At 36.0% G+C, this 19,075-nt stretch carries 20 protein-coding genes and 1 riboswitch; of the genes, 1 reads left to right on the top strand and 19 read right to left on the bottom strand.

Going from position 1 to position 19,075, the window contains the following annotated elements:
* Positions 1-233: 233 nt before the first annotated feature.
* The 9 genes from AAFN87_RS03070 to AAFN87_RS03030 form a co-directional block, all read right to left on the bottom strand.
* Positions 234-881 carry a YesK family protein gene (locus tag AAFN87_RS03070; RefSeq protein ID WP_347789520.1) on the bottom strand — a complete coding sequence of 216 codons (648 nt, stop codon included), beginning with the start codon at positions 879-881 and terminating at the stop codon, positions 234-236.
* 18 nt (positions 882-899) lie between these two features.
* On the bottom strand, positions 900-1,382 hold the full coding sequence (locus tag AAFN87_RS03065) for a hypothetical protein (RefSeq protein WP_347789518.1): 483 nt from the start codon (positions 1,380-1,382) through the stop codon (positions 900-902).
* Between the two features lie 4 nt (positions 1,383-1,386).
* Entirely contained in the window at positions 1,387-1,878 is a 492-nt protein-coding gene (locus AAFN87_RS03060; RefSeq protein WP_347789516.1) for an RNA polymerase sigma factor, read from the bottom strand.
* Positions 1,879-2,104: 226 nt separating this feature from the next.
* Positions 2,105-2,902 (bottom strand): phosphotransferase, encoded by a 798-nt coding sequence (locus AAFN87_RS03055; RefSeq protein ID WP_347789514.1) that lies wholly within the window; start codon positions 2,900-2,902, stop codon positions 2,105-2,107.
* A gap of 531 nt (positions 2,903-3,433) precedes the next feature.
* Positions 3,434-4,681 carry a DUF4153 domain-containing protein gene (locus AAFN87_RS03050; protein ID WP_347789512.1) on the bottom strand — a complete coding sequence of 416 codons (1,248 nt, stop codon included), beginning with the start codon at positions 4,679-4,681 and terminating at the stop codon, positions 3,434-3,436.
* A gap of 48 nt (positions 4,682-4,729) precedes the next feature.
* Positions 4,730-4,945, bottom strand: a complete 216-nt coding sequence (locus AAFN87_RS03045; RefSeq protein WP_347789511.1) for a helix-turn-helix domain-containing protein — start codon at positions 4,943-4,945, stop codon at positions 4,730-4,732.
* Between the two features lie 11 nt (positions 4,946-4,956).
* The gene (locus AAFN87_RS03040; RefSeq protein WP_347789509.1) at positions 4,957-5,439 is read right to left on the bottom strand and encodes a DUF2975 domain-containing protein; all 483 of its coding nucleotides are present in this window, start codon (positions 5,437-5,439) and stop codon (positions 4,957-4,959) included.
* A 476-nt stretch (positions 5,440-5,915) separates the two neighbouring features.
* Positions 5,916-8,483: a vitamin B12-dependent ribonucleotide reductase gene (locus AAFN87_RS03035; RefSeq protein WP_347789508.1), complete on the bottom strand. Its 2,568-nt coding sequence runs from the start codon at positions 8,481-8,483 to the stop codon at positions 5,916-5,918.
* Between the two features lie 260 nt (positions 8,484-8,743).
* Entirely contained in the window at positions 8,744-9,574 is an 831-nt protein-coding gene (locus AAFN87_RS03030) for a lipoate--protein ligase family protein (protein ID WP_347789506.1), read from the bottom strand.
* Positions 9,575-9,675: 101 nt separating this feature from the next.
* Here AAFN87_RS03030 and AAFN87_RS03025 point away from each other — a divergent pair, with 101 nt between their 5' ends.
* Positions 9,676-10,059, top strand: coding sequence for a rhodanese-like domain-containing protein (locus AAFN87_RS03025; RefSeq protein WP_347789504.1), 384 nt, complete (start codon positions 9,676-9,678; stop codon positions 10,057-10,059).
* A 243-nt stretch (positions 10,060-10,302) separates the two neighbouring features.
* Here the strand turns inward: AAFN87_RS03025 and gcvPB are convergent, their stop codons facing one another.
* From gcvPB to comGA, 10 genes are all read right to left on the bottom strand, one after another.
* Positions 10,303-11,763, bottom strand: coding sequence for an aminomethyl-transferring glycine dehydrogenase subunit GcvPB (gene gcvPB, locus AAFN87_RS03020; RefSeq protein WP_347789503.1), 1,461 nt, complete (start codon positions 11,761-11,763; stop codon positions 10,303-10,305).
* Positions 11,756-13,102: an aminomethyl-transferring glycine dehydrogenase subunit GcvPA gene (gene gcvPA, locus AAFN87_RS03015; RefSeq protein WP_347789502.1), complete on the bottom strand. Its 1,347-nt coding sequence runs from the start codon at positions 13,100-13,102 to the stop codon at positions 11,756-11,758. The genes gcvPB and gcvPA overlap by 8 nt, the downstream gene beginning before the upstream one ends.
* A 20-nt stretch (positions 13,103-13,122) precedes the next feature.
* Positions 13,123-14,223 (bottom strand): glycine cleavage system aminomethyltransferase GcvT, encoded by a 1,101-nt coding sequence (gene gcvT, locus AAFN87_RS03010; protein WP_347789501.1) that lies wholly within the window; start codon positions 14,221-14,223, stop codon positions 13,123-13,125.
* Between the two features lie 165 nt (positions 14,224-14,388).
* A riboswitch (glycine riboswitch) is annotated at positions 14,389-14,481 on the bottom strand.
* A 177-nt stretch (positions 14,482-14,658) separates the two neighbouring features.
* Positions 14,659-15,171 (bottom strand): shikimate kinase, encoded by a 513-nt coding sequence (locus AAFN87_RS03005; RefSeq protein ID WP_347789500.1) that lies wholly within the window; start codon positions 15,169-15,171, stop codon positions 14,659-14,661.
* A 195-nt stretch (positions 15,172-15,366) separates the two neighbouring features.
* Positions 15,367-15,813 (bottom strand): competence type IV pilus minor pilin ComGF, encoded by a 447-nt coding sequence (locus AAFN87_RS03000; RefSeq protein WP_347789498.1) that lies wholly within the window; start codon positions 15,811-15,813, stop codon positions 15,367-15,369.
* Positions 15,798-16,100: a hypothetical protein gene (locus AAFN87_RS02995; RefSeq protein ID WP_347789497.1), complete on the bottom strand. Its 303-nt coding sequence runs from the start codon at positions 16,098-16,100 to the stop codon at positions 15,798-15,800. Before AAFN87_RS02995 ends, AAFN87_RS03000 begins: the two co-directional genes overlap by 16 nt.
* On the bottom strand, positions 16,090-16,527 hold the full coding sequence (gene comGD / locus AAFN87_RS02990; protein WP_347789495.1) for a competence type IV pilus minor pilin ComGD: 438 nt from the start codon (positions 16,525-16,527) through the stop codon (positions 16,090-16,092). Before comGD ends, AAFN87_RS02995 begins: the two co-directional genes overlap by 11 nt.
* Entirely contained in the window at positions 16,524-16,838 is a 315-nt protein-coding gene (comGC, locus tag AAFN87_RS02985) for a competence type IV pilus major pilin ComGC (protein ID WP_347789493.1), read from the bottom strand. Before comGC ends, comGD begins: the two co-directional genes overlap by 4 nt.
* Positions 16,839-16,849: 11 nt before the next feature.
* On the bottom strand, positions 16,850-17,920 hold the full coding sequence (gene comGB, locus AAFN87_RS02980) for a competence type IV pilus assembly protein ComGB (protein WP_347789492.1): 1,071 nt from the start codon (positions 17,918-17,920) through the stop codon (positions 16,850-16,852).
* The gene (gene comGA, locus AAFN87_RS02975; RefSeq protein ID WP_347789491.1) at positions 17,901-18,911 is read right to left on the bottom strand and encodes a competence type IV pilus ATPase ComGA; all 1,011 of its coding nucleotides are present in this window, start codon (positions 18,909-18,911) and stop codon (positions 17,901-17,903) included. Before comGA ends, comGB begins: the two co-directional genes overlap by 20 nt.
* Positions 18,912-19,075: the final 164 nt, after the last annotated feature.

The following is a 19,075-nucleotide window of genomic DNA, read 5'->3' as shown; positions in this document are numbered from 1 at the left end:
AACCGTTAATTTCCGTTCCAGGCGCTCCCTTTCCGCAGGCACGGCTTCAACTAATTTTTGCGGCGGATCGCCGCAAAAATGGATTTTCCGCCCGTACTGTTCCCGCAGGAGTGTCGCGCCTTCCACTTCAATCAACTTGTATTGGCTATTCTGCTCTTAAATAACTAATACGCTCTATCGGCTTCAAAAGTTGATGTAATTGGTGTAATTATAAAACTAGATACATTAATTGCTTATTTAACCATTATTGAATTGAAAATAACGCCATCTGTTGTTTGAACTTTTAAAGGTTCATTAATTTCATCCAGACCTATCTTAATAAAAGGCGCTTTGTTTTTATTATTACCTTCAACAATTTCCACCGTGATTTTTGTAGGACCACGTCGACTTACTTTCTTTACCACAATTTCTTTTCCTAAATATTCTTCGCCTAATATTAATAAAACTTCTTTTCTACCTTCCAATATAGTAGAAATTCTGTAGCCTTCTTTTTCTCCGCTAGTTTCTCCTTGTTCAATTATCCAATATCCCTTATCAGAATAAATTATCAATCCGATTGTTAAGAAAAACACGATTGGTAAAATGAAAAGACTAATTTTATCGCCTTTTTTAAATTGCTGTGAAGATTTTTTCCGAATGAATAAAGGTAATAATAACGTCCCAATAATACTAATAAATAGAAATCCTGTTGCCAATAATCCATAACCCATACCTTCAAATCCACCAATAAAGAAAATTCCATATGCGGTAATGCCAATAGCCATCAGGAAAGTGATAATTGGCGCTAAATAATATTTACCATTTTTTTTCGATGCAATAAAAGTGAATGTAAAAAAAATAAATCCTAAAAACATCCCAATTAGAATAATTAAATACACCATGTGAATACCTCCCCTTTTTCAAAAGAATAACTGCAAAATTTTACTCAAGAACATGACGAGAAATAAATCAGTTAGTAAGGAAATCCACAACCATTTTTTTGTGAAAAAAGTGAACGTGAATATCAAAAGAAAGATTGCAGCAGGTGTATAAAATAAAAATAAAGCTGACTGGATGAAAGAAAGATCCACCGAATCCACACTAGAAAAACTAAAACTTGAATATAAAATGTAGAACAAAATCACTGCCCGGATCGCAATCAATAATAATTTCAGCCCAGTGTTAAACTGTACTAATTTTTTCAAAGGCTTTAATTCTACCTCATTCGAATAATCTAGCGTAGGAATGCTTGCATCAAATTCCAAAGTATTGATATATAGTCCCTTACAATCATCACAGTCTTTAATATGATCCAAAATAATTTGTTTAGGTTCATCATCTAAATCATTAATCACTGGGATTAATTCATGGGCTAACAGATGAATTTTTTTATACTCATTCATTTGACTACCTCTCTTTAATTATACTTTTTCTTATTCTAAAAACTCTGGACTTTAACGTGGATACAGGTAAATTTAACAGTTCGCTAATTTCTTGATAATTATAACCATAATGTTCTTTAGCAAGGATAATCGCTTTATCAGTAGCAGAAAACTCATTTAAAATTGTTTCTAATTCGTTATTGATAATTACACTTACTTCTGGAGTAAAATTGTCAATCAATAATAATTCAATAATATTTTCGTCACTTAACAACTCAGGTTTCTTTTTTCTGTAGTAATCAATCAGTGTATTTTTTGCACTTTTGACTAACCAACTTTTCATATAGTTCACTTTAAGAATACTTGTTGGCGTAACTAAAATCTTTGCGAACAATTCCTGAATAATATCATCAGCAATTTCATTACTCTTCGTTAACCCTATTAATAAGTTCCTCAAATAACGATAATGTTCATTGTATACTTCCTCAATCAGTTCTAATGGATTGTTTTTAGACATACTTTTAAGCTCCCTGCATCATCTTCCTTACAAATGAGTCGATTCATAATTAAAATAGTTGCAATTATTTATTTATTTTTTAGTATTATTGTAAAAAATACCTAAAATACACTTCCGGCAGATCGGAGTATTCAAATAAACATAAGTAGTCACGTTCTAAAAAACAAAAATAGCGTTAAACCCGCTAGGCCTAACGCTATTACTATTCATTTAGTTCAAAACTTTATTATATCCATTCTTTCCCATGCTTGCGGATGAATTTAATTTCGTTTTGATAATGTTCAACATGCCCTTCATCTACCATCTTTTGAAAAGCAATGTTGCCTTCACTGGCTTTTCTCGTAATTGTATTACATAGCCCTTTTAATCGTAGCAATACCATTTCCAAATAATCTTCTTCTATTTCCTCACCGTATGATTCAAAAAATAATCTAACTCTTTGTTTTATACGGTTAGCATGCTGTAAGGAATTATAATAAACTACTTCCTCATCTGATTCAGGAAGAAAATATCTACTTAAGGGGACGCAAGTATAAAGAGTATATGCTATGTCCCAAAGTCTTGGACCAGGTCCAGCAACATCAAAATCAATAATACCTATTGGTCTTTCATGCTTAAATATAATGTTGTATATTGCAAAATCATTATGGCATAGGACCTCAAATTGTTGGGGAGTGTTATCTAATGATTGCCAGCTATCATCAAATGAAAAATCACTTACAGAATCATGATAAAGACGGAGCATTTTCGCTATTTCTATTAAGACATCATTAGACCACATGTACTCTTTTATAGGATAATTCCCTGCTTCTCCTTCAATAAACGATAATATCTCTCTTCCTTTTTCATCAATACCTAAAAACTTTGGTGCATAACTGAAACCTTTGCTCTCCAAATGCTTTAATAGCTTATGGATTTTAGGACTTTCTGGCTTTAATTCTCGTCTCACAGTATCTCCTGAACGATACACGTCAGAGACATTCCCTCCTGTTAGTATTTCTTCGTTTTCGTACTGACTTGTCATTAAAATCCCCCCAATATAGGAACGCTACTATTGTCCAATAGAGATGTATTTTTACCCATAATTAAAAGCAGATATACAAAGGTATCTGCTTGGTAATGGGAATTTAATTGTCCACACCATGAATCCCTTGAATGATTTCAGATAGACAAATAAACGCATCCTTAAAATCAAGAATCGCCATCGCCTCTCTATCCAATTAAGTAATCAGTTCAAAGTATTCCATATGTGTAATATAGATTCCCCTTTCTTTACATCTCTAATTTACACATTACTAAATACTTCCTTTTAGTTCAATACCATTAAAAGTATCTTGTTCAAGTTTGCCTATTTAATAGAAATTTTATTGAGCTTTTCAGGATTTGAGGCATACAGCTATATTTAAACCCACATTTTAGGGCATACATAACATTCACTTTAATAATGAAAATAAGCCAAAACTATGCAACTCTGTACAAAAAGCTGCATAATATCGGCTCTAAAAATTTTATACGTTATAGAAGATTAGCTTTTCGTTACATTAACAGAGCCTTTCTAATTAAAAATTATAGGAAAAGTAAATATAACGAAAGCTGCCCAAAGTCCGTATACTGGCAAATACTTAGTAACGGCATCTTGGATAGTTGAAGGTCCCGATTTGTTTTGTAGAAAACGCATATAGGAGAGCATAATCCAAATTAGATTTCCACAGATAAGTATGTTTACTCCTAAAACAGCAAGTCTATTAGGCGTAATCCCATAAGAAGAAAGTCTGAACACGATAGCTGACAAAGCCACACTATCAATGATAAGCGCAAGAACAATTAAGGCAAAATTTATATAATCTGAAATGTTCTTTTTCTCGTCTGAGTCACTCTCGGTAATGGAAAATATGGTAATGGCCAATACACCGAGGAGTATTCCGTTGAAAGCTATCAGGAAGTTACGGTCCAAGAATGGATTTTTTCCGACCCATATAACCGTTATAAGATAGACCACCAATGTAACCAGGACAAGAGGACTAAAAATTTTAGCTAAATATGGTGTAATATTCTTAGCAAGTTTAAAATTCGTTGATACTAGGTATGCAGCCACAATAGCGAGAGAGGCAGCACCAAATAATACGACATTACTAAAATAAAAGTCTTCTATATCCAAGCCAACAAAGCTAAATAATTGCATCGTTAATGCTGCTAGCACCATTCCGCTAACTGCCATGCTGGCGTAGAGAATACAATATTCCAAATTAAATTTAATATAGGCTAATCTTGTACTGCCTTTTGAATATTCATTTCCTGTAAATGCAACCCCTACCAATACCCATAAGAATATGGGAAGGTGTAAATAAGCAAGGATAATACTATCTTTATAATTTAATGGCAGCATATTAAGATAAAAACCGGAAATTAGGAACAACGCTGCAAGGGAATAAATAACACTTTTTTTCGGAGTATTATTGTAAACAAAATACGCAGCAATAAAGGGAATTATACCAAAAGCCAGGTTTATTGGAGCAATTGCTTCCTGTTCGACAAAATGGAAAATGACCCTTGTGCTTATCCCGGCCAGAATAGCTAGAATGCCCATGAATAAGAAACCTTTTTGAAGAAAGGTAGATTTCTCTGTATTTTCTACCTCCTTGAAATGCAATCTTTCATACCAAACGCCAAGTACCTGAGAATCAGGATTTTGTTCCCATGCATGAGAGAATGATTTTTTAAAACCTTTCGGATCTTTTCTATACATTCTCTCCAGCTCATGAGGGTTATCAATATTTTTAATAATCAAATTGTTAATGTCCATTGTTATACCTCCCATAATAATTTTTATATTAAGTTTCCTCCACAATGTTTAACTGTCTTCGTCACTTTTGTATTCTAAAATATCTCCAGGATGACATTCTAAAGCCTTACAAATTGCCTCTAAAGTGGATAATCGAATCGCCTTTGCCTTTCCATTTTTCAATATAGAAAGGTTCGCCATTGTTATGCCAACCTGCTCCGAAAGTTCTGTAACGCTCATTTTTCTTTTTGCTAACATTACATCAATATTAATAATAATTGCCATTGTTATTTACCTCAGACCGTTAAATCATTTTCTGATTTGATATCAATTGCTTCTTGTAAAAGTTTTTGGAGAACAGCCGCAAAGACTGCGATAACCATCGATGCAAAAGGAACAACTAATCCAACAAAGATAACTCCCGGTGCGTCGTCTACTTCTGCAAAGATATAGAAGAGCGGCAAAACTAGCACATGCAAAATACTGATTGTGATTGCACTGTATTTGATTTTCTTTAAAGCTCTTACAGATAAATCGGAGAAAGCTTTATTCTGGTCAATATAGCGTAAGAGTTTGAGAGCCTGATACACAGCAAAATAAAAAGGAATCGCCGATGCATCAAAAGCGATGAAAACAAGATATTTTAAAAAAGCAAACTCTGGAAGCAATTTTGCTACAAAATTCGCCATCTCAGGCACCAAAAAGATGCACAGAGCAATAATTGGGATCCCTAAAAGAATAACAGCTATTTTTAAAAACAACGTTGTTACTTTTTCCATAAAAAACACCTCACATATTTATTCTGATTTTAATACACATTTTATCGTTTTACAATAAATTTTTATTAAATTAAATAATATTTTTATTGTAGGTTGCTGTTTAAAGAAAAAAAAATAACATTCCTCATGCAAAGAAATGCTCTTTAACTTTAAACTATTAATTTAATAACTTGTACAGCTAACCGTGACACTGCCTGTCTTTTTCTAGACAGTAAGAAAACCTTATCTTGTTCCCATAAAAAAACACATCTACATTGAGTATTTCGGGTTTAAATACCCGTTATTCAATGAAAGGTGTTTTTGTTTGTCCCATGTTATGCACCTATCTCTGTAGCACGACCTTCTTTATTCCATTTTTAGACTTGTGGTATTCTAGCTCTTTTTGACATAAAAACACCCCTTTAGATTACTAAAATCTAAAGGGGCTATACGGTACGACTTATTTCAAATCTACACTACGTACTACTTTCGTTATTTTATAAACCGCATTTTAATTGTGCGCCACAGTTTGTACATGTGTTACAGCCGCCCATTTCCTCGACTGTTCCTTGACGACATACCGGGCATGTATTCCCTACTTCTGAACCGATTGTAACGTTTGTTTGTGCTAGAGGCGCAATTGTATCAACTAAAACAACTGGTCGTGCAATCTCCTCTTGAACAAACTCTTCTCCAAATGACATTTGTTCTTCCGTATTCTCTTCAGCTTTTAGTGTTAATACTTGTGTATCACGGCTGCCGTCAACATACACAGTACCACCCTTTGCACCACCATGGTATAAGCGCTCGTACACTTTTTGTACTTGCTCTACTGTATACCCTTTTGGTGCGTTTACTGTTTTAGAAATTGAAGAATCAATCCATTTTTGAATTATACATTGCACATCCGCATGCGCTTCTGCAGATAATTGCATCGAAGAAACAAACCATTCTGGTAGGTTTTGCTCGTCTGCATCAGGATTATTTTGTAAATATTCTTGAACTATTTCTGCTTTCACTTCGATAAATTTACCTAAGCGACCTGAACGGTAATAAGTGAATGAGAAGTATGGCTCAAGACCTGTCGCAACCCCTACCATCGTTCCTGTAGAACCAGTTGGCGCTACTGTTAATAGATGCGAGTTACGAATACCGTTTTCTAGGACGCCTTGGCGCACATGCTCCGGCATTTTTTGCATAAAACCAGTGTTAATAAACGCTTGACGTAAACGTGCTGTTTCTTCCGCATTTTCACCTTGTAGGAACGGGAAGCTGCCGCGTTCTTTACCTAGCTCTATCGACTGCTCATAAGCTGCTGTTGCAATGACTTCGAAAATGTCATTCACAAGCTTATTACCTTCTTCAGAACCATATTCTTTTTCACAATAAATAAGTAAATCTGCTAATCCCATTACTCCTAAACCAACACGGCGCTCACCTAGTGCTTGCGTTTTGTTTTCAGGTAAGAAGTAAGGTGTTGCATCAATTACATTATCTTGCATACGTACTCCAACACGAACCGTTTCGCGTAGTGCCTCGTAATCGACAGTTTTCGTATCTTTTTGAGCAAACTGCGCTAAGTTCACAGCTGCTAAATTACATACAGAATATGGTGCAAGTGGTTGTTCCCCACATGGATTCGTTGCAACTACTTTTTGACCATAGCTTACCGCATTTGTCATTTCGTTGGCATTATCTATGAAGAAAATACCTGGCTCTGCAGCATATGTTGCACAAATATTAATTAAATTCCATAGCTCACGTGCTTTAATTGTACGGTAAGTGCGAACAGCATGTCCCATTGCTTCCCATTCACGAACATCGCCAACTTCATGCCATTGTTCGTTGTAAATAGCCATTTCTTCTGGTGAGTAATTTGCAACATCTGGGAAACGTAGTGCGAAATCTTCATCGTTTTCAACTGCTTCCATAAACTCATTTGTTAATGTTACTGAAATATTAGCACCCGTTAAAAACTCAGGATTATGAACAGAATAAGTTCCGCCATCACGCAGTTTTGTTTCAGCATCACGAATAATTGCTTCGTTAAATCCACCGAAACCTTCGATATTTTTATAATTTACAATGCCTTGATACATCGCTTCCTCTTGTTGCGATAAAGGCTTGAATTTCAATTTTTCATTCGCTAAACGGATAATAGATTCATCTGTCGTATTTTCCATTAAATAACGTAATATACGTGGATTTTGCATTTTTGAAATGATAAATTCCACAATATCTGGATGCCAATCTGCTAGCATTATCATTTGTGCCCCACGTCTTGAGCCACCCTGTTCAACAAGGTGAGTTAGCTTAGCAATATCATCTAACCACGATACAGAACCAGATGATCTACCATTGACACCGCGTGCTAAAGTATTGCGCGGACGAAGTGTAGAACCATTCGTACCAACGCCACCACCACGGCTCATAATTTCCATTACTTGCTTACGGTGGTCACTAATACCTTCGCGGCTATCCGCCACAAATGGCATTACGTAACAGTTAAAAAATGTTACATCCGTCTCAGAGCCTGCTCCGTAGATTACACGACCGGCTGGAATGAACTTTAAACTTACAAGCTGTTCATAAAACTTATTGAACCATTTTTGACGGTCTTCCTCTGTTTTCTCTACACTAGAAAGTCCTGTAGCATTACGTTTCGCAATTTGCTCATAATAAATTTCAAGTGGTTTTTCAATAATATCTAGTGAACGGACAATTATACCGGATTGTTGCTCCTCTGGGTTATCGAGGACATGGCGGAAATCTTCCTCAATTAAAATTGTCGCTTTTTTAGCAACCGTATCAATCGATTGAATAATACCTAACCCTCGTGCTGGGAATTTAGGATCTTCCTTAACCGTTAAAACGACGAAATCTCCTGCTTTTAATGTCTTCTTCTCCGTATCCTTAAAAGAATAGCGGTCAATCATCACAAGACGTGATACCCCTTTATGTGTAATATGCATATCCGGTGTAACTGGGTGTACTTGTGGAAATTGTTCAATATCCTTGTTTAACTGGTCTACGAAGATAGTTGTTTGATTGTTAATTGTTACCATCTACCTAGCCTCCTCTTTTAAAATGCTCTTAAAACAAGCTATTTCCCTTTTTTAGAGAAATAAACAATAAAACACAATATGTAGTGTTTTTATTTTTGACGAACGCACTATATATAGTTCATTTAATCACTTTTAAAAGATTACATCAAAATCTTTTTCTTCGCAAGGTCTTGATTTTTTTAAAATGTCAGCCAATCCATATTATACAAGGATTTTTCAAATGAAATTTTTTTTCAATCAATAAAACAAATGTTCGTTTATTATTTTTTATAATTCCACAAATCATTTGCATACTTTGTTTTTTCTAATTGTTCCACGTATTCTAATTGCTCTTTCGTTAATTCATATGGTACAAGCTCTATATGTAGTGCTTGTTCGAACCCTTGTTTAAATGCTGCAACACATTGCGAAATTGTAAATGGTGTAGAAGACAGGCGATTCATTGCCACTGCCTTTTCAGGTAATTTTTTTCGCATCTTATCTTTTGCTTCTTCTGAAGGAAATTTAAAAACGGACAATAATTTTTCTTCGTCCAATTCAAGTAAAATAGCTCCATGCTGTAAAATAACACCTTTTTGACGTGTCTGTGCACTACCTGCTACTTTTTTCCCTTCCACTACAAGCTCATACCAGCTTGGCGCATCAAAGCAAACTGCACTTTTCGGCTGCTTTAAATCTGCTTGTTTTTCCTTAGTATCTGGCACACTAAAATAAGCATCTAGTCCTAAATTTTGAAAACCTATTAATAACCCTTCACTAAGCACACGATACGCCTCTGTAACTGTTTGTGGCATATTAGAATAGCTTTCTGTGACGATAATGGAATAAGTTAGCTCTTGATCATGTAATACGGCACGTCCACCTGTAGGGCGTCGAACGAAACCTAAATTTTGTCGTTTCACTTCATCTAAATTAATATCCCGTTCCGCTTGTTGAAAGTAACCAATAGATAATGTAGCAGGATTCCATTCATAAAAACGAATAATAGGTGGAATATCTCCATTACTATGCCAATCAAGTAACGCCTCATCTAAAGCCATATTAAATGAAGGCGTACACGGTCCTGAATTAATAAAATACCAACTCTCCATTATTTTCATCTCCTCAAAATATACATTTTAGCAAACTTACTCGACTATCGCCACAATCTCTTTTATAATAGATTTTGTAGATAGAAAGGGGTTTACAAGCAGTGAATATTCTCATTACAATTATTATCATTCTTGCGGTCATCGTTGTATATGTGCTAATCAACTCGATGCGACTAAAAAAAGCTGTAACGAATTTAACACAAGAAGAATTTATACAAGGATACCGTAAAGCACAATTAATCGACCTACGTGAACCGAAAGAATTCGATGCAGGACATATTTTAGGTGCTCGCAACATTCCATCGACGCAGTTTAATACGAGATACAAAGAAATCCGCCCAGATCTTCCTGTATACTTATACTGCCAAAACACAGGTCGAAGTGCACGTGCTGCATTGCAACTAAAGAAAAAAGGCTATAACCAAATTTACCAACTTCAAGGCGGTTTTAAAACTTGGACAGGTAAAGTGAAATCAAAAGCATAAGCAAAGAGGAAGTTCTCTAACAAGAGAAACTTCCTTTTTATTTTTTCGATTATCTTTCAAAAAGTTGGGGTAAAATATCGAAAATAGTTTTTGGTGGATGTATCTTATGTTGTAATCTATTAATCCAATATCAACTTTACCTCAAAAGTTTTATATTTTATAGCTTTACAATGGTTTTCTACCTATATAAATAGCCCCTGTAAGATGTTTGACATCTAACAGGGGCATTTATTATTATGCCTCTTATTTTGTATAGCGAAGCACTGGTGTACGTGCAGCACGTGTTTCATCTAAACGTGATACAACAGTCGTATGCGGTGCCTCTTGAACGATAGCAGGATTCTCCTCTGCTTCCTTCGCAATTTGGATCATCGCATCACAGAACGCGTCTAACGTTTCTTTAGACTCTGTTTCTGTTGGTTCTATCATAATACCTTCCTCTACATTTAACGGGAAGTATACAGTCGGTGGATGGTAGCCAAAGTCAAGCAGGCGTTTTGCAATGTCTAATGTACGTACGCCTAGTTTCTTTTGACGACGACCTGATAATACAAACTCATGTTTACAATGACGGTTGTAAGGTAGGTCATAATATTCTTCTAAACGGCGCATCATGTAGTTAGCATTTAATACCGCATATTCCGTTACCGCTTTTAAGCCATCTGGACCCATTGAGCGGATGTATGTGTAAGCACGTACATTGATGCCAAAGTTACCGTAATAAGGCTTCACGCGCCCGATAGACTGCGGACGGTTGTAATCGAAATGGAATGTACCATCTTCTAATTTTACAAGCACTGGTTTTGGTAAGAAAGGAATTAAGTCAGCTTTTACCCCAACTGGACCTGAACCTGGACCACCGCCACCGTGTGGACCTGTAAATGTTTTATGAAGATTTAAGTGCACGCAGTCAAAGCCCATATCGCCAGGTCGTGCTTTACTCATTACTGCGTTTAAGTTTGCACCATCATAGTACACCTTACCGCCTACTTCATGAATGATTTCAGCCATCTCGATAATGTTTTCTTCAAATAGACCTAATGTGTTCGGGTTTGTTAACATAAGCGCAGCAGTATCCGGACCTACTACACGGCGTAAGTCTTCTAAATCTACTAAACCATCTTCATTAGATTTTACTGTAATAGTTTCAAAGCCAGCTACTGTTGCAGATGCTGGATTCGTACCATGAGCTGAGTCTGGGCAAATTACTTTATTACGGTGCCCTTCACCATTTGCCTCGTGATACGCACGAATCATCATTAATGCCGTCCACTCACCGTGAGCACCAGCAGCAGGTTGTAATGTAACTTCATCCATACCTGTAATTTCAACTAAAGATGTTTGGAGGTCGTATAAAAGTTCCATTGCCCCTTGTACTGTTGACTCATCTTGTAATGGGTGAACATTAGCAAATCCTGATAATCTTGCAACTGTTTCATTAATTTTCGGATTATATTTCATCGTACAAGAACCAAGTGGATAGAAACCTGAATCTACACCGTGGTTACGGCGAGAAAGTGCAGTATAATGACGCATAATATCTAGCTCAGATACTTCTGGTAATTCTGCAGCTTCTTCGCGTACATATCCTGTTGGTATAAGGTCTGCTAAATCGATATCCGGTACATCAAGTGGCTCTAGATTGTAGCCAACACGACCTTCTTTTGTAATTTCAAAAATGAGTGATTGGTTTTCGTTATGCATTGTAAGCCCCCATCTCTGCAACTAATGCTTCAATTTCTTCTTTAGTACGTAGCTCTGTCACGGCAATTAATGCATGGTTTTCAAGTTCTGGATAAACACGACCTAAGTCAAAGCCACCGATAATACCATTCTCCAGTAAACCTTTATTGATCTCTGTTACAGATTTATTTGTTTTCACTACAATTTCATTAAAGTGAGCGCCCTGGAAAAGTACTTCAAAGCCAGCTGCTTCGAATGCATTTTTCGCAAAACGTGTTTTCACAATATTTTGTTTAGCCATTTCTTGAATTCCTTGCTTACCAAGAGCAGTCATTGCAACAGATGCAGCAAGAGCTAGTAAAGCTTGGTTTGAACAAATATTTGAAGTCGCTTTATCACGACGAATATGCTGCTCACGTGCTTGTAATGTTAATACATAACCACGACGGCCTTCCTGATCAACTGTTTCACCAACTAAACGACCTGGTACTTTACGCATTAATTTATTCGTAACTGCGAAATATCCACAGTGCGGACCACCAAACGCTTCAGAAATACCGAACACTTGTGCATCCCCTACTGTAATATCAGCACCAAGTTTCCCTGGAGGTGTTAAAACTCCAAGAGCTAAAGGATTTGCTGAAACAACGAATAAACCTTTCGCTTCGTGTACAATATTACCAATTGTTTGAAGATCTTCAATTTGACCAAAGAAGTTAGGATACTGAACCATAACCGCTGCTGTTTGATCGTCTACTAAGCCTTTTAAAGCTTCGATATCTGTAACGCCATCTTTTGTTGGCACTGTAACGATTTCAATTGATTGTCCGTAAGCATACATTGTTACAACATCTTTATATTCTGGATGTACCCCGCCAGTCACTAAAATTTTCTTACGACGAGTATGACCAGCTGCTAGCATACCTGCTTCTGCAAGAGATGTACCACCGTCATACATAGATGAATTTGCAAGATCCATGCCTGTTAACTCTGCAATCATCGTTTGGAATTCAAATATCGCTTGCAATTCACCTTGTGAAATTTCAGGTTGATAAGGTGTGTACGCTGTGTAAAACTCTGAACGCGAAATAACATGATCTACAATTACTGGCTTGTAGTGATTGTATACACCAGCGCCTAAAAACGATGCATTCGCTTGTGTATCCGCATTTTTGGCAGCCAGTTGTGATAATTCTTTTAATAATGCTGACTCTGATTTTGCTTCTTTAATATTGTAAAGGCCTTGGAAGCGCACTTTTTCTGGAATGTCCGAGAATAAAGCGTCTACTGAATCAACGCCAATCGTTGCTAGCATTTCTTGTTTATCTTGTTCCGTCATTGGTAAATAACGATGTTTCATAAGAACCCTCTTTTCAAATATTATTTTGAACGTTTATAAAAAGGTGTCGCCACTGTAACCGCAGGAACCATTTTGCCGCGAATTTCGATTTCTAGCTCAATTCCTACTTCTGCAAATTTTGCGTCAATTAATGCAAGACCGATATTACGCTTCGATAAAGGTAATTGAGTACCAGTTGTAACTTCACCAATTTCAGCACCATTTTTAAATACTTTATAGCCATGACGTGGAATACCTTTACCGATCATTTCCACTCCAATTGATTTCCGCGCAAGCCCAGCTTCTTTTTGAGCGATTAATGCTTCTTGACCAATAAATTTCGGCTCTTTTTGAAGTTTCACCGCAAAGCCAATGCCCGCTTCAAGTGGAGAAATATCTTTTGATAGCTCTTGACCGTATAACGGTAGACATGCTTCAAAGCGAAGTGTATCTCGGCACCCTAGTCCTGCTGGTACAACTCCTTGATCTTTACCTGCTGTTAAAATTTTATTCCATAGATCTTTAATTGCTTCTGGTGCGCCATAAAGTTCGAAGCCATCCTCACCAGTGTATCCACTGCGTGAAACTAGTACTGAATGACCTGCGATTTCTACGTTGTCTTGGAACTTGAAGTACTTAATATCTTGTAAATTAGTATTTGTTAATGTTTGCAATACTTGTTCAGCAAGTGGACCTTGTAATGCGATTTGTGCAAATTCATTTGAGCGGTTTGTAATCGATACGTTTTCTGTTATATGCTGTTGCATCCAGTCAAAATCTTTTTCAATATTTGCAGCATTTACACATAGCAAATAACGATTTTCGGCTAAACGATATGTAAGTAAATCATCTACAATACCGCCTGATTCATAACACATAGCACTATATTGTGCCCCGCCTATTTGGATTTTTGAAATGTCGTTTGAAAGGATTTTTTGTAAGTAGTCTAGTGCACCTTCCCCCTCGACAAAAATTTCCCCCATATGCGATACATCAAATAATCCTGCGCGGTTACGAACGGCATCATGTTCTTCTTTAATAGACGAAAATTGAACCGGTAATTCCCAACCTCCAAAGTCAATTGTTTTACCACCGTAAGCTAAATACTCATCAAATAACGGTGTACGTTTTAATTGTGTCATTCCAAGTTCCTCCTTTAAAAGTTTTTTGCATAAAAAAAGACAGACGAATCCCTTTTCTTGGAATCCCCCTGTCCTTGCACCTGAAAGTTACACCTATCATTGACTCTTGTCACATCATAGGCTTTCCCCTTTGGTGGCTACTATTTGTAGCACTCTCCAGAGATGCGTCCTGTACGAGTCTTTTTGCCTGAGAGATTCATAGTTCTCCTACTTGCTCCTTCGGCGACGCGACTTCACGTTCTCTCCCCGTACAATCATCCGCGATGACTATTTACCTGCATTAGCAGGTAGTAAGACTCCTATTTAAGGAAGTTTTACTTATGTTTTAAACAAAATGACTACTTCTTAGCAATATCCTAACATTAGATATTGCAATAACGCAATCTTTTTTTAAAATCAATCAAAAGACGAACATTCAAAATCAAAAAACAGACATTATTCGCCTTTCAATCGATTTACTTGGAAGGCAATATATTCAACAATCATTCTTAATGATCGTCCTCCCGTTAATACTTGAATATGTCCAGCATCTCGATAAAATTTCTTTCTATCTGCGTAAAGTTGATGTAATTCTTCTTTTGTAGAGCTTTTTACAATTGGCCTATTTTTATCATTTTTTATACGCATATATATATCTTCGAATGTTGCATCTAAGAAAAAGACAAGCCCAGTACGACGCATAATTTTACGATTTTCTCTGTTCATCGCTACGCCACCACCTGTAGCGATAATACATGTTTCATTACGAAAATTTTGTAAAAACTCAGTTTCGAGCTTCCGAAAATGAGCTTCTCCATATTTTTCGAAAATTTCTGGTATTGTCATTCCTTGCTGTCTTACAATTTCATGGTCCATGTCGTAATATGGCATTTTAAGAAAATAGCTTAATCTACGCCCAATTGCACTTTTTCCGCATCCCATGAACCCTACTAAATAAACCTTACGCAATTCCCATCACCTTCTTATCACTAAAAGCTGTTCTAACTTCCCAATTGTATTAGTACGTTTATCGTAGCACGAACATTGACGAATTCCAATGAATTATATGCTTTTATTTGTGCTTGATAGCTGGCAACATATGGCACACATAGCCCGGTAATTAGAAATAATAGAACAATCGTGATAGGAAATAGCATTCCTTTTTCATTCTTGAGGTGGCGGTACAATAAATATCCGCTCCTTTTCTCTGCCGTCTAATAATTGAGCAACTAGCTTTATCTCATTATCATTCTCCTGAAACTGAATTGATTCAACACCGACAAACAATACTTCATTACCTGAATTCAATTGTGTACGAATCATCTCATTTGATTGGCTAATATAATTTTTCTGTTCTCCTTGAACAATCAGCAGCTCATCGCCGTTATTTCTAACTTGTATTTCATCAGCAACTAAAACATACTTCTGAAGATCATTAATAAATAATTCCCAGTTTAAATCTACTAAAACTTCAGTAGAATCAAAGCGCGGAATGGATAGCACAATTAGTAAGAGTAATTGTGAAAATATTAATAGAACAACAAGTTGTAATAATGCTTCAAAAAATGTAAAGCCCGCGTCGTTTCTAACACGCTTTATATACTTACACATTTTACTCTCTCTTCATTAAGATTATTAAAACTTACGCAAATTTCCCCAAGAGTATAATTCCACTTGTATTCAACTTGTTGTATGTTTATCACACCTCCAGTAATGCCATATAGTTGTACGATTCTAACACCGTTTAACGCTACTTCACTAGCATGCAGCTCAAGTTCTTTATTAATTGTTGTTCTTTGCAAATGATAGCTAAACGGAAGTAACGTTCCACATATGCAAATGATAATAACGATTGATAACAATATTTCAATAAATGACAACCCTTTTTCATTGCTCAAGTAAACGCATTCTCCCTTTTCCTAAATTAATCGAATACTTTACCGTTTGATCTTTATAATTGAATTCAACCGTACCAAAATTTACAATTGACCCACTTGGTTTAAATACAATGCGTTTATCATATGTGTGAATTTTCACCGTCATTCCTGGTGGGAATTTGCGCCTTAATATTAAATGTCCATCTACATATCTATACGATTGAAATTCTATCTCACTAATGACCCAACAAGTAATTTGCGCTCTATTTTGCATTGCATAAGCTTGCATTTCACGTACATCTAATTCAAACTGTCGAACTGCTCGTTCAAAAGGATCCGGCTGCAAGTGTGCAAGTGAGAAAGAAAAAACGATAAAACTCATAATAACGAAAATAGCTAGAACGAGAAGCATTTCAATTAACGTAAATCCCCGTTCATTATTTTTCAATCGCTATCACTCTTATTTGCACTTACCTTACCATCACCATCAATACTTACCGCAGTACCACTAGGACACTCAGCTTTTGAATCCCCAATATAGCCCTCATCCTTTAATTCATCGAATGTAGGCGTTTTCATATGGTCAATCTTATATGCTTCTACTTGGCCTTGTAGCATTTGGACATACGCATCACAGCCTTTACTATCAATCGAAGCAAAGTGCTTTGTTACATTCGGTATTGTAACTATTATTAGTATTGAAATTATCAACAGAACAATTAGCATTTCTACTAGAGTAAAACCTCGTTCATTTCTCATACATTCGCTCCTTATACAATATCGAGTAGTTGATACATTGGTAATAAAATGCTTAAATATGCTGCAATGACGCATATAGCAATGACTAGAAACAATATTGGTTGAACAAACAACGTTGCGGATTTTAATATCGTTTCAAGTTTTTCGTCGAGTAATTCTGCATAAATTAACAACTCACGCCCAAGTAAGCCGCTTTTTTCTCCATGATCAATAAATTGTTCAAAATGCGGGAAGAAAAAGCTCAGTGCCTTAACACTATTCGCGAGGCTATCACCAAATATAATTCGACGCTCAATAACTGATGCCACATATGCCAGTTGGGACTGAATCATTTGCTCTTTTAGTTGTTCAAGTGATTGTTGCAAAGACATACCTGTCACTAGTAAATTACCGAGTGAGCGGGCAAACTGTCTTGTTAAAACTAAGCGCCAGCAATAACCAATTAAAGGCAACCTAAATAGTAAATGCAGCTGAATATCGACACGCTTGCGCTGGATATACAAAAATCCCCCTACAATCATAGCAACAGCACAAACAAATATGACAACAAAGTAATCAGGTACATGTAAGAAAAATTTTGTCCACTGAATACTAGATGCTTTTTCGGTCGGTGTTCTTGAATACACCATCTGTTCAATATTCGGTAAGAAATAGAGTCGAAAAGCAATGAACAGCCCTCCTAAAAAGATAAAAAGTAATATCGGATACATAAGTAGCTTTATTAATCGGGTTTTCATATTTTCTTGAAATTCCATTTGATGTGCTACAACACGAAGCGTACTTGCAAGTAATCCTGTCGTTTCTGCTAATTGAATGGCTACTAAAAACTGCCTATCAACTCCAAATAATTGAAATATCTTTGTTGGACCAGCACCATCTCGAAAAGCATTGTAAATCAATTCTTCCCAGTACGTATAATTTTTCACATGGTATGGTAGAAGCATGGCTATACAATCTGCAAACGTATAACCTTCCTCTAAAAGAGTACTCATTCGGAGAAAGAAATCAGGTAACTGCCTCACTTGAATTTGTCTGCGAAAACGAATGTCAGTGTATGTCCATTTATTTAATTGAGCGAGCATAATGGAAACCTTCCAGCTTATACAATTGACTTTCAAGTGTGCGATCGAAATTTAACGCATAAAATTCACCTCGAATAACAGCTTTTATCGCCTCGTAAAGATGCACATCACTTAATATTTCAAATATCGCCTTGCGCTCATCAGAATCTTCTAATTTTATTAAAGATTGCGCAATAACACCTATAACAGATTGGCGAAGATCTTCAATGGAAATACCTAAATCCATTAAACGGTATAAACTATTTACTGTATCTTTCGCGTGAATTGTGGACAATACGAGATGTCCACTTAATGCAGCTTGCACAGCAATTTGAGCTGTTTCGCGGTCTCGAATTTCCCCTATCATTATGACATCTGGCGAATGCCGTAATATAGCACGCAAGCCTTCAGAGTAAGTAACCCCTGCGCGTTCATTTACTTGAATTTGCAGTACTTGTTCATGACTTTTTTCAACGGGATCTTCCAACGAAATAACATGTCGATTTAATTCCATACAGCAATAATGAATAAGTGAATATAATGATGTAGTTTTACCAGAGCCAGTTGCTCCGCTAAATAAAAGCAATCCTTGTTGATGGTGAATTAGCTGCTCTATTTTTTGAGCAACAGTAGGGTCATAGCATAGAGAAGAGAGTGGTAAAGTTGCGTCTTGCTTTAAAATACGTATAACAAGGCTTTCTTTACCTGTAACAGAAGGTAATGTAGAGATACGAAATGCATAAACGGATTGGGCAAGTTCCTTTTGAAATGATCCACTTTGAGGTTTACGTTTTTCACTAATATCTAGCGCCGATAAAAATTTATAGTAAGTAATAATTCGTAACCCTAAATCAAATGGGAACTCTCCAAAATGATTTAATTTATTGTATTTCCTAAAAAGAATTGCATAGTTTTCACTGGATGGAACTAAATGAATATCAGACGCCCCATAAGATAACGCTTTTCCGATTAATTCTTCACTTTTTGATACAATAATTGATTCTATTTCCATTAAACACACCTCGCTTTTGTGTTTTCGAACCAATTTGCTATCTAGCGCTATTATAAAGTCTAAATATTTAATAAAAAACCGGTTTTTCTAAATTAAATATTTGACTACTGTTTTTTTAGCCAAATATAATTTTTGAGTAATTTTTTAATTTTTCCAAAAAACAT

This window comes from Solibacillus sp. CAU 1738 (genome assembly GCF_039888725.1).
GTDB lineage: Bacteria > Bacillota > Bacilli > Bacillales_A > Planococcaceae > Metasolibacillus.
This window is presented reverse-complemented; position numbering and strand designations above follow the sequence as displayed.

Bases quoted from the DNA above. Each gene is read 5' to 3' on its own strand.
- AAFN87_RS03035 (WP_347789508.1), bottom strand. From the start codon at position 8,483: ATGGTAACAATTAACAATCAAACAACTATCTTCGTAGACCAGTTAAAC.
- AAFN87_RS03060 (WP_347789516.1), bottom strand. From the start codon at position 1,878: ATGTCTAAAAACAATCCATTAGAACTGATTGAGGAAGTATACAATGAA.
- comGB (WP_347789492.1), bottom strand. From the start codon at position 17,920: ATGCTCGCTCAATTAAATAAATGGACATACACTGACATTCGTTTTCGC.
- AAFN87_RS03000 (WP_347789498.1), bottom strand. From the start codon at position 15,813: ATGTGTAAGTATATAAAGCGTGTTAGAAACGACGCGGGCTTTACATTT.
- AAFN87_RS03045 (WP_347789511.1), bottom strand. From the start codon at position 4,945: ATGGCAATTATTATTAATATTGATGTAATGTTAGCAAAAAGAAAAATG.
- comGA (WP_347789491.1), bottom strand. From the start codon at position 18,911: ATGGAAATAGAATCAATTATTGTATCAAAAAGTGAAGAATTAATCGGA.
- AAFN87_RS03040 (WP_347789509.1), bottom strand. From the start codon at position 5,439: ATGGAAAAAGTAACAACGTTGTTTTTAAAAATAGCTGTTATTCTTTTA.
- gcvPA (WP_347789502.1), bottom strand. From the start codon at position 13,102: ATGAAACATCGTTATTTACCAATGACGGAACAAGATAAACAAGAAATG.
- AAFN87_RS03065 (WP_347789518.1), bottom strand. From the start codon at position 1,382: ATGAATGAGTATAAAAAAATTCATCTGTTAGCCCATGAATTAATCCCA.
- AAFN87_RS03070 (WP_347789520.1), bottom strand. From the start codon at position 881: ATGGTGTATTTAATTATTCTAATTGGGATGTTTTTAGGATTTATTTTT.
- AAFN87_RS03055 (WP_347789514.1), bottom strand. From the start codon at position 2,902: ATGACAAGTCAGTACGAAAACGAAGAAATACTAACAGGAGGGAATGTC.
- gcvT (WP_347789501.1), bottom strand. From the start codon at position 14,223: ATGACACAATTAAAACGTACACCGTTATTTGATGAGTATTTAGCTTAC.
- AAFN87_RS03030 (WP_347789506.1), bottom strand. From the start codon at position 9,574: ATGGAGAGTTGGTATTTTATTAATTCAGGACCGTGTACGCCTTCATTT.
- gcvPB (WP_347789503.1), bottom strand. From the start codon at position 11,763: ATGCATAACGAAAACCAATCACTCATTTTTGAAATTACAAAAGAAGGT.
- comGC (WP_347789493.1), bottom strand. From the start codon at position 16,838: ATGAGAAATGAACGAGGTTTTACTCTAGTAGAAATGCTAATTGTTCTG.
- AAFN87_RS03050 (WP_347789512.1), bottom strand. From the start codon at position 4,681: ATGGACATTAACAATTTGATTATTAAAAATATTGATAACCCTCATGAG.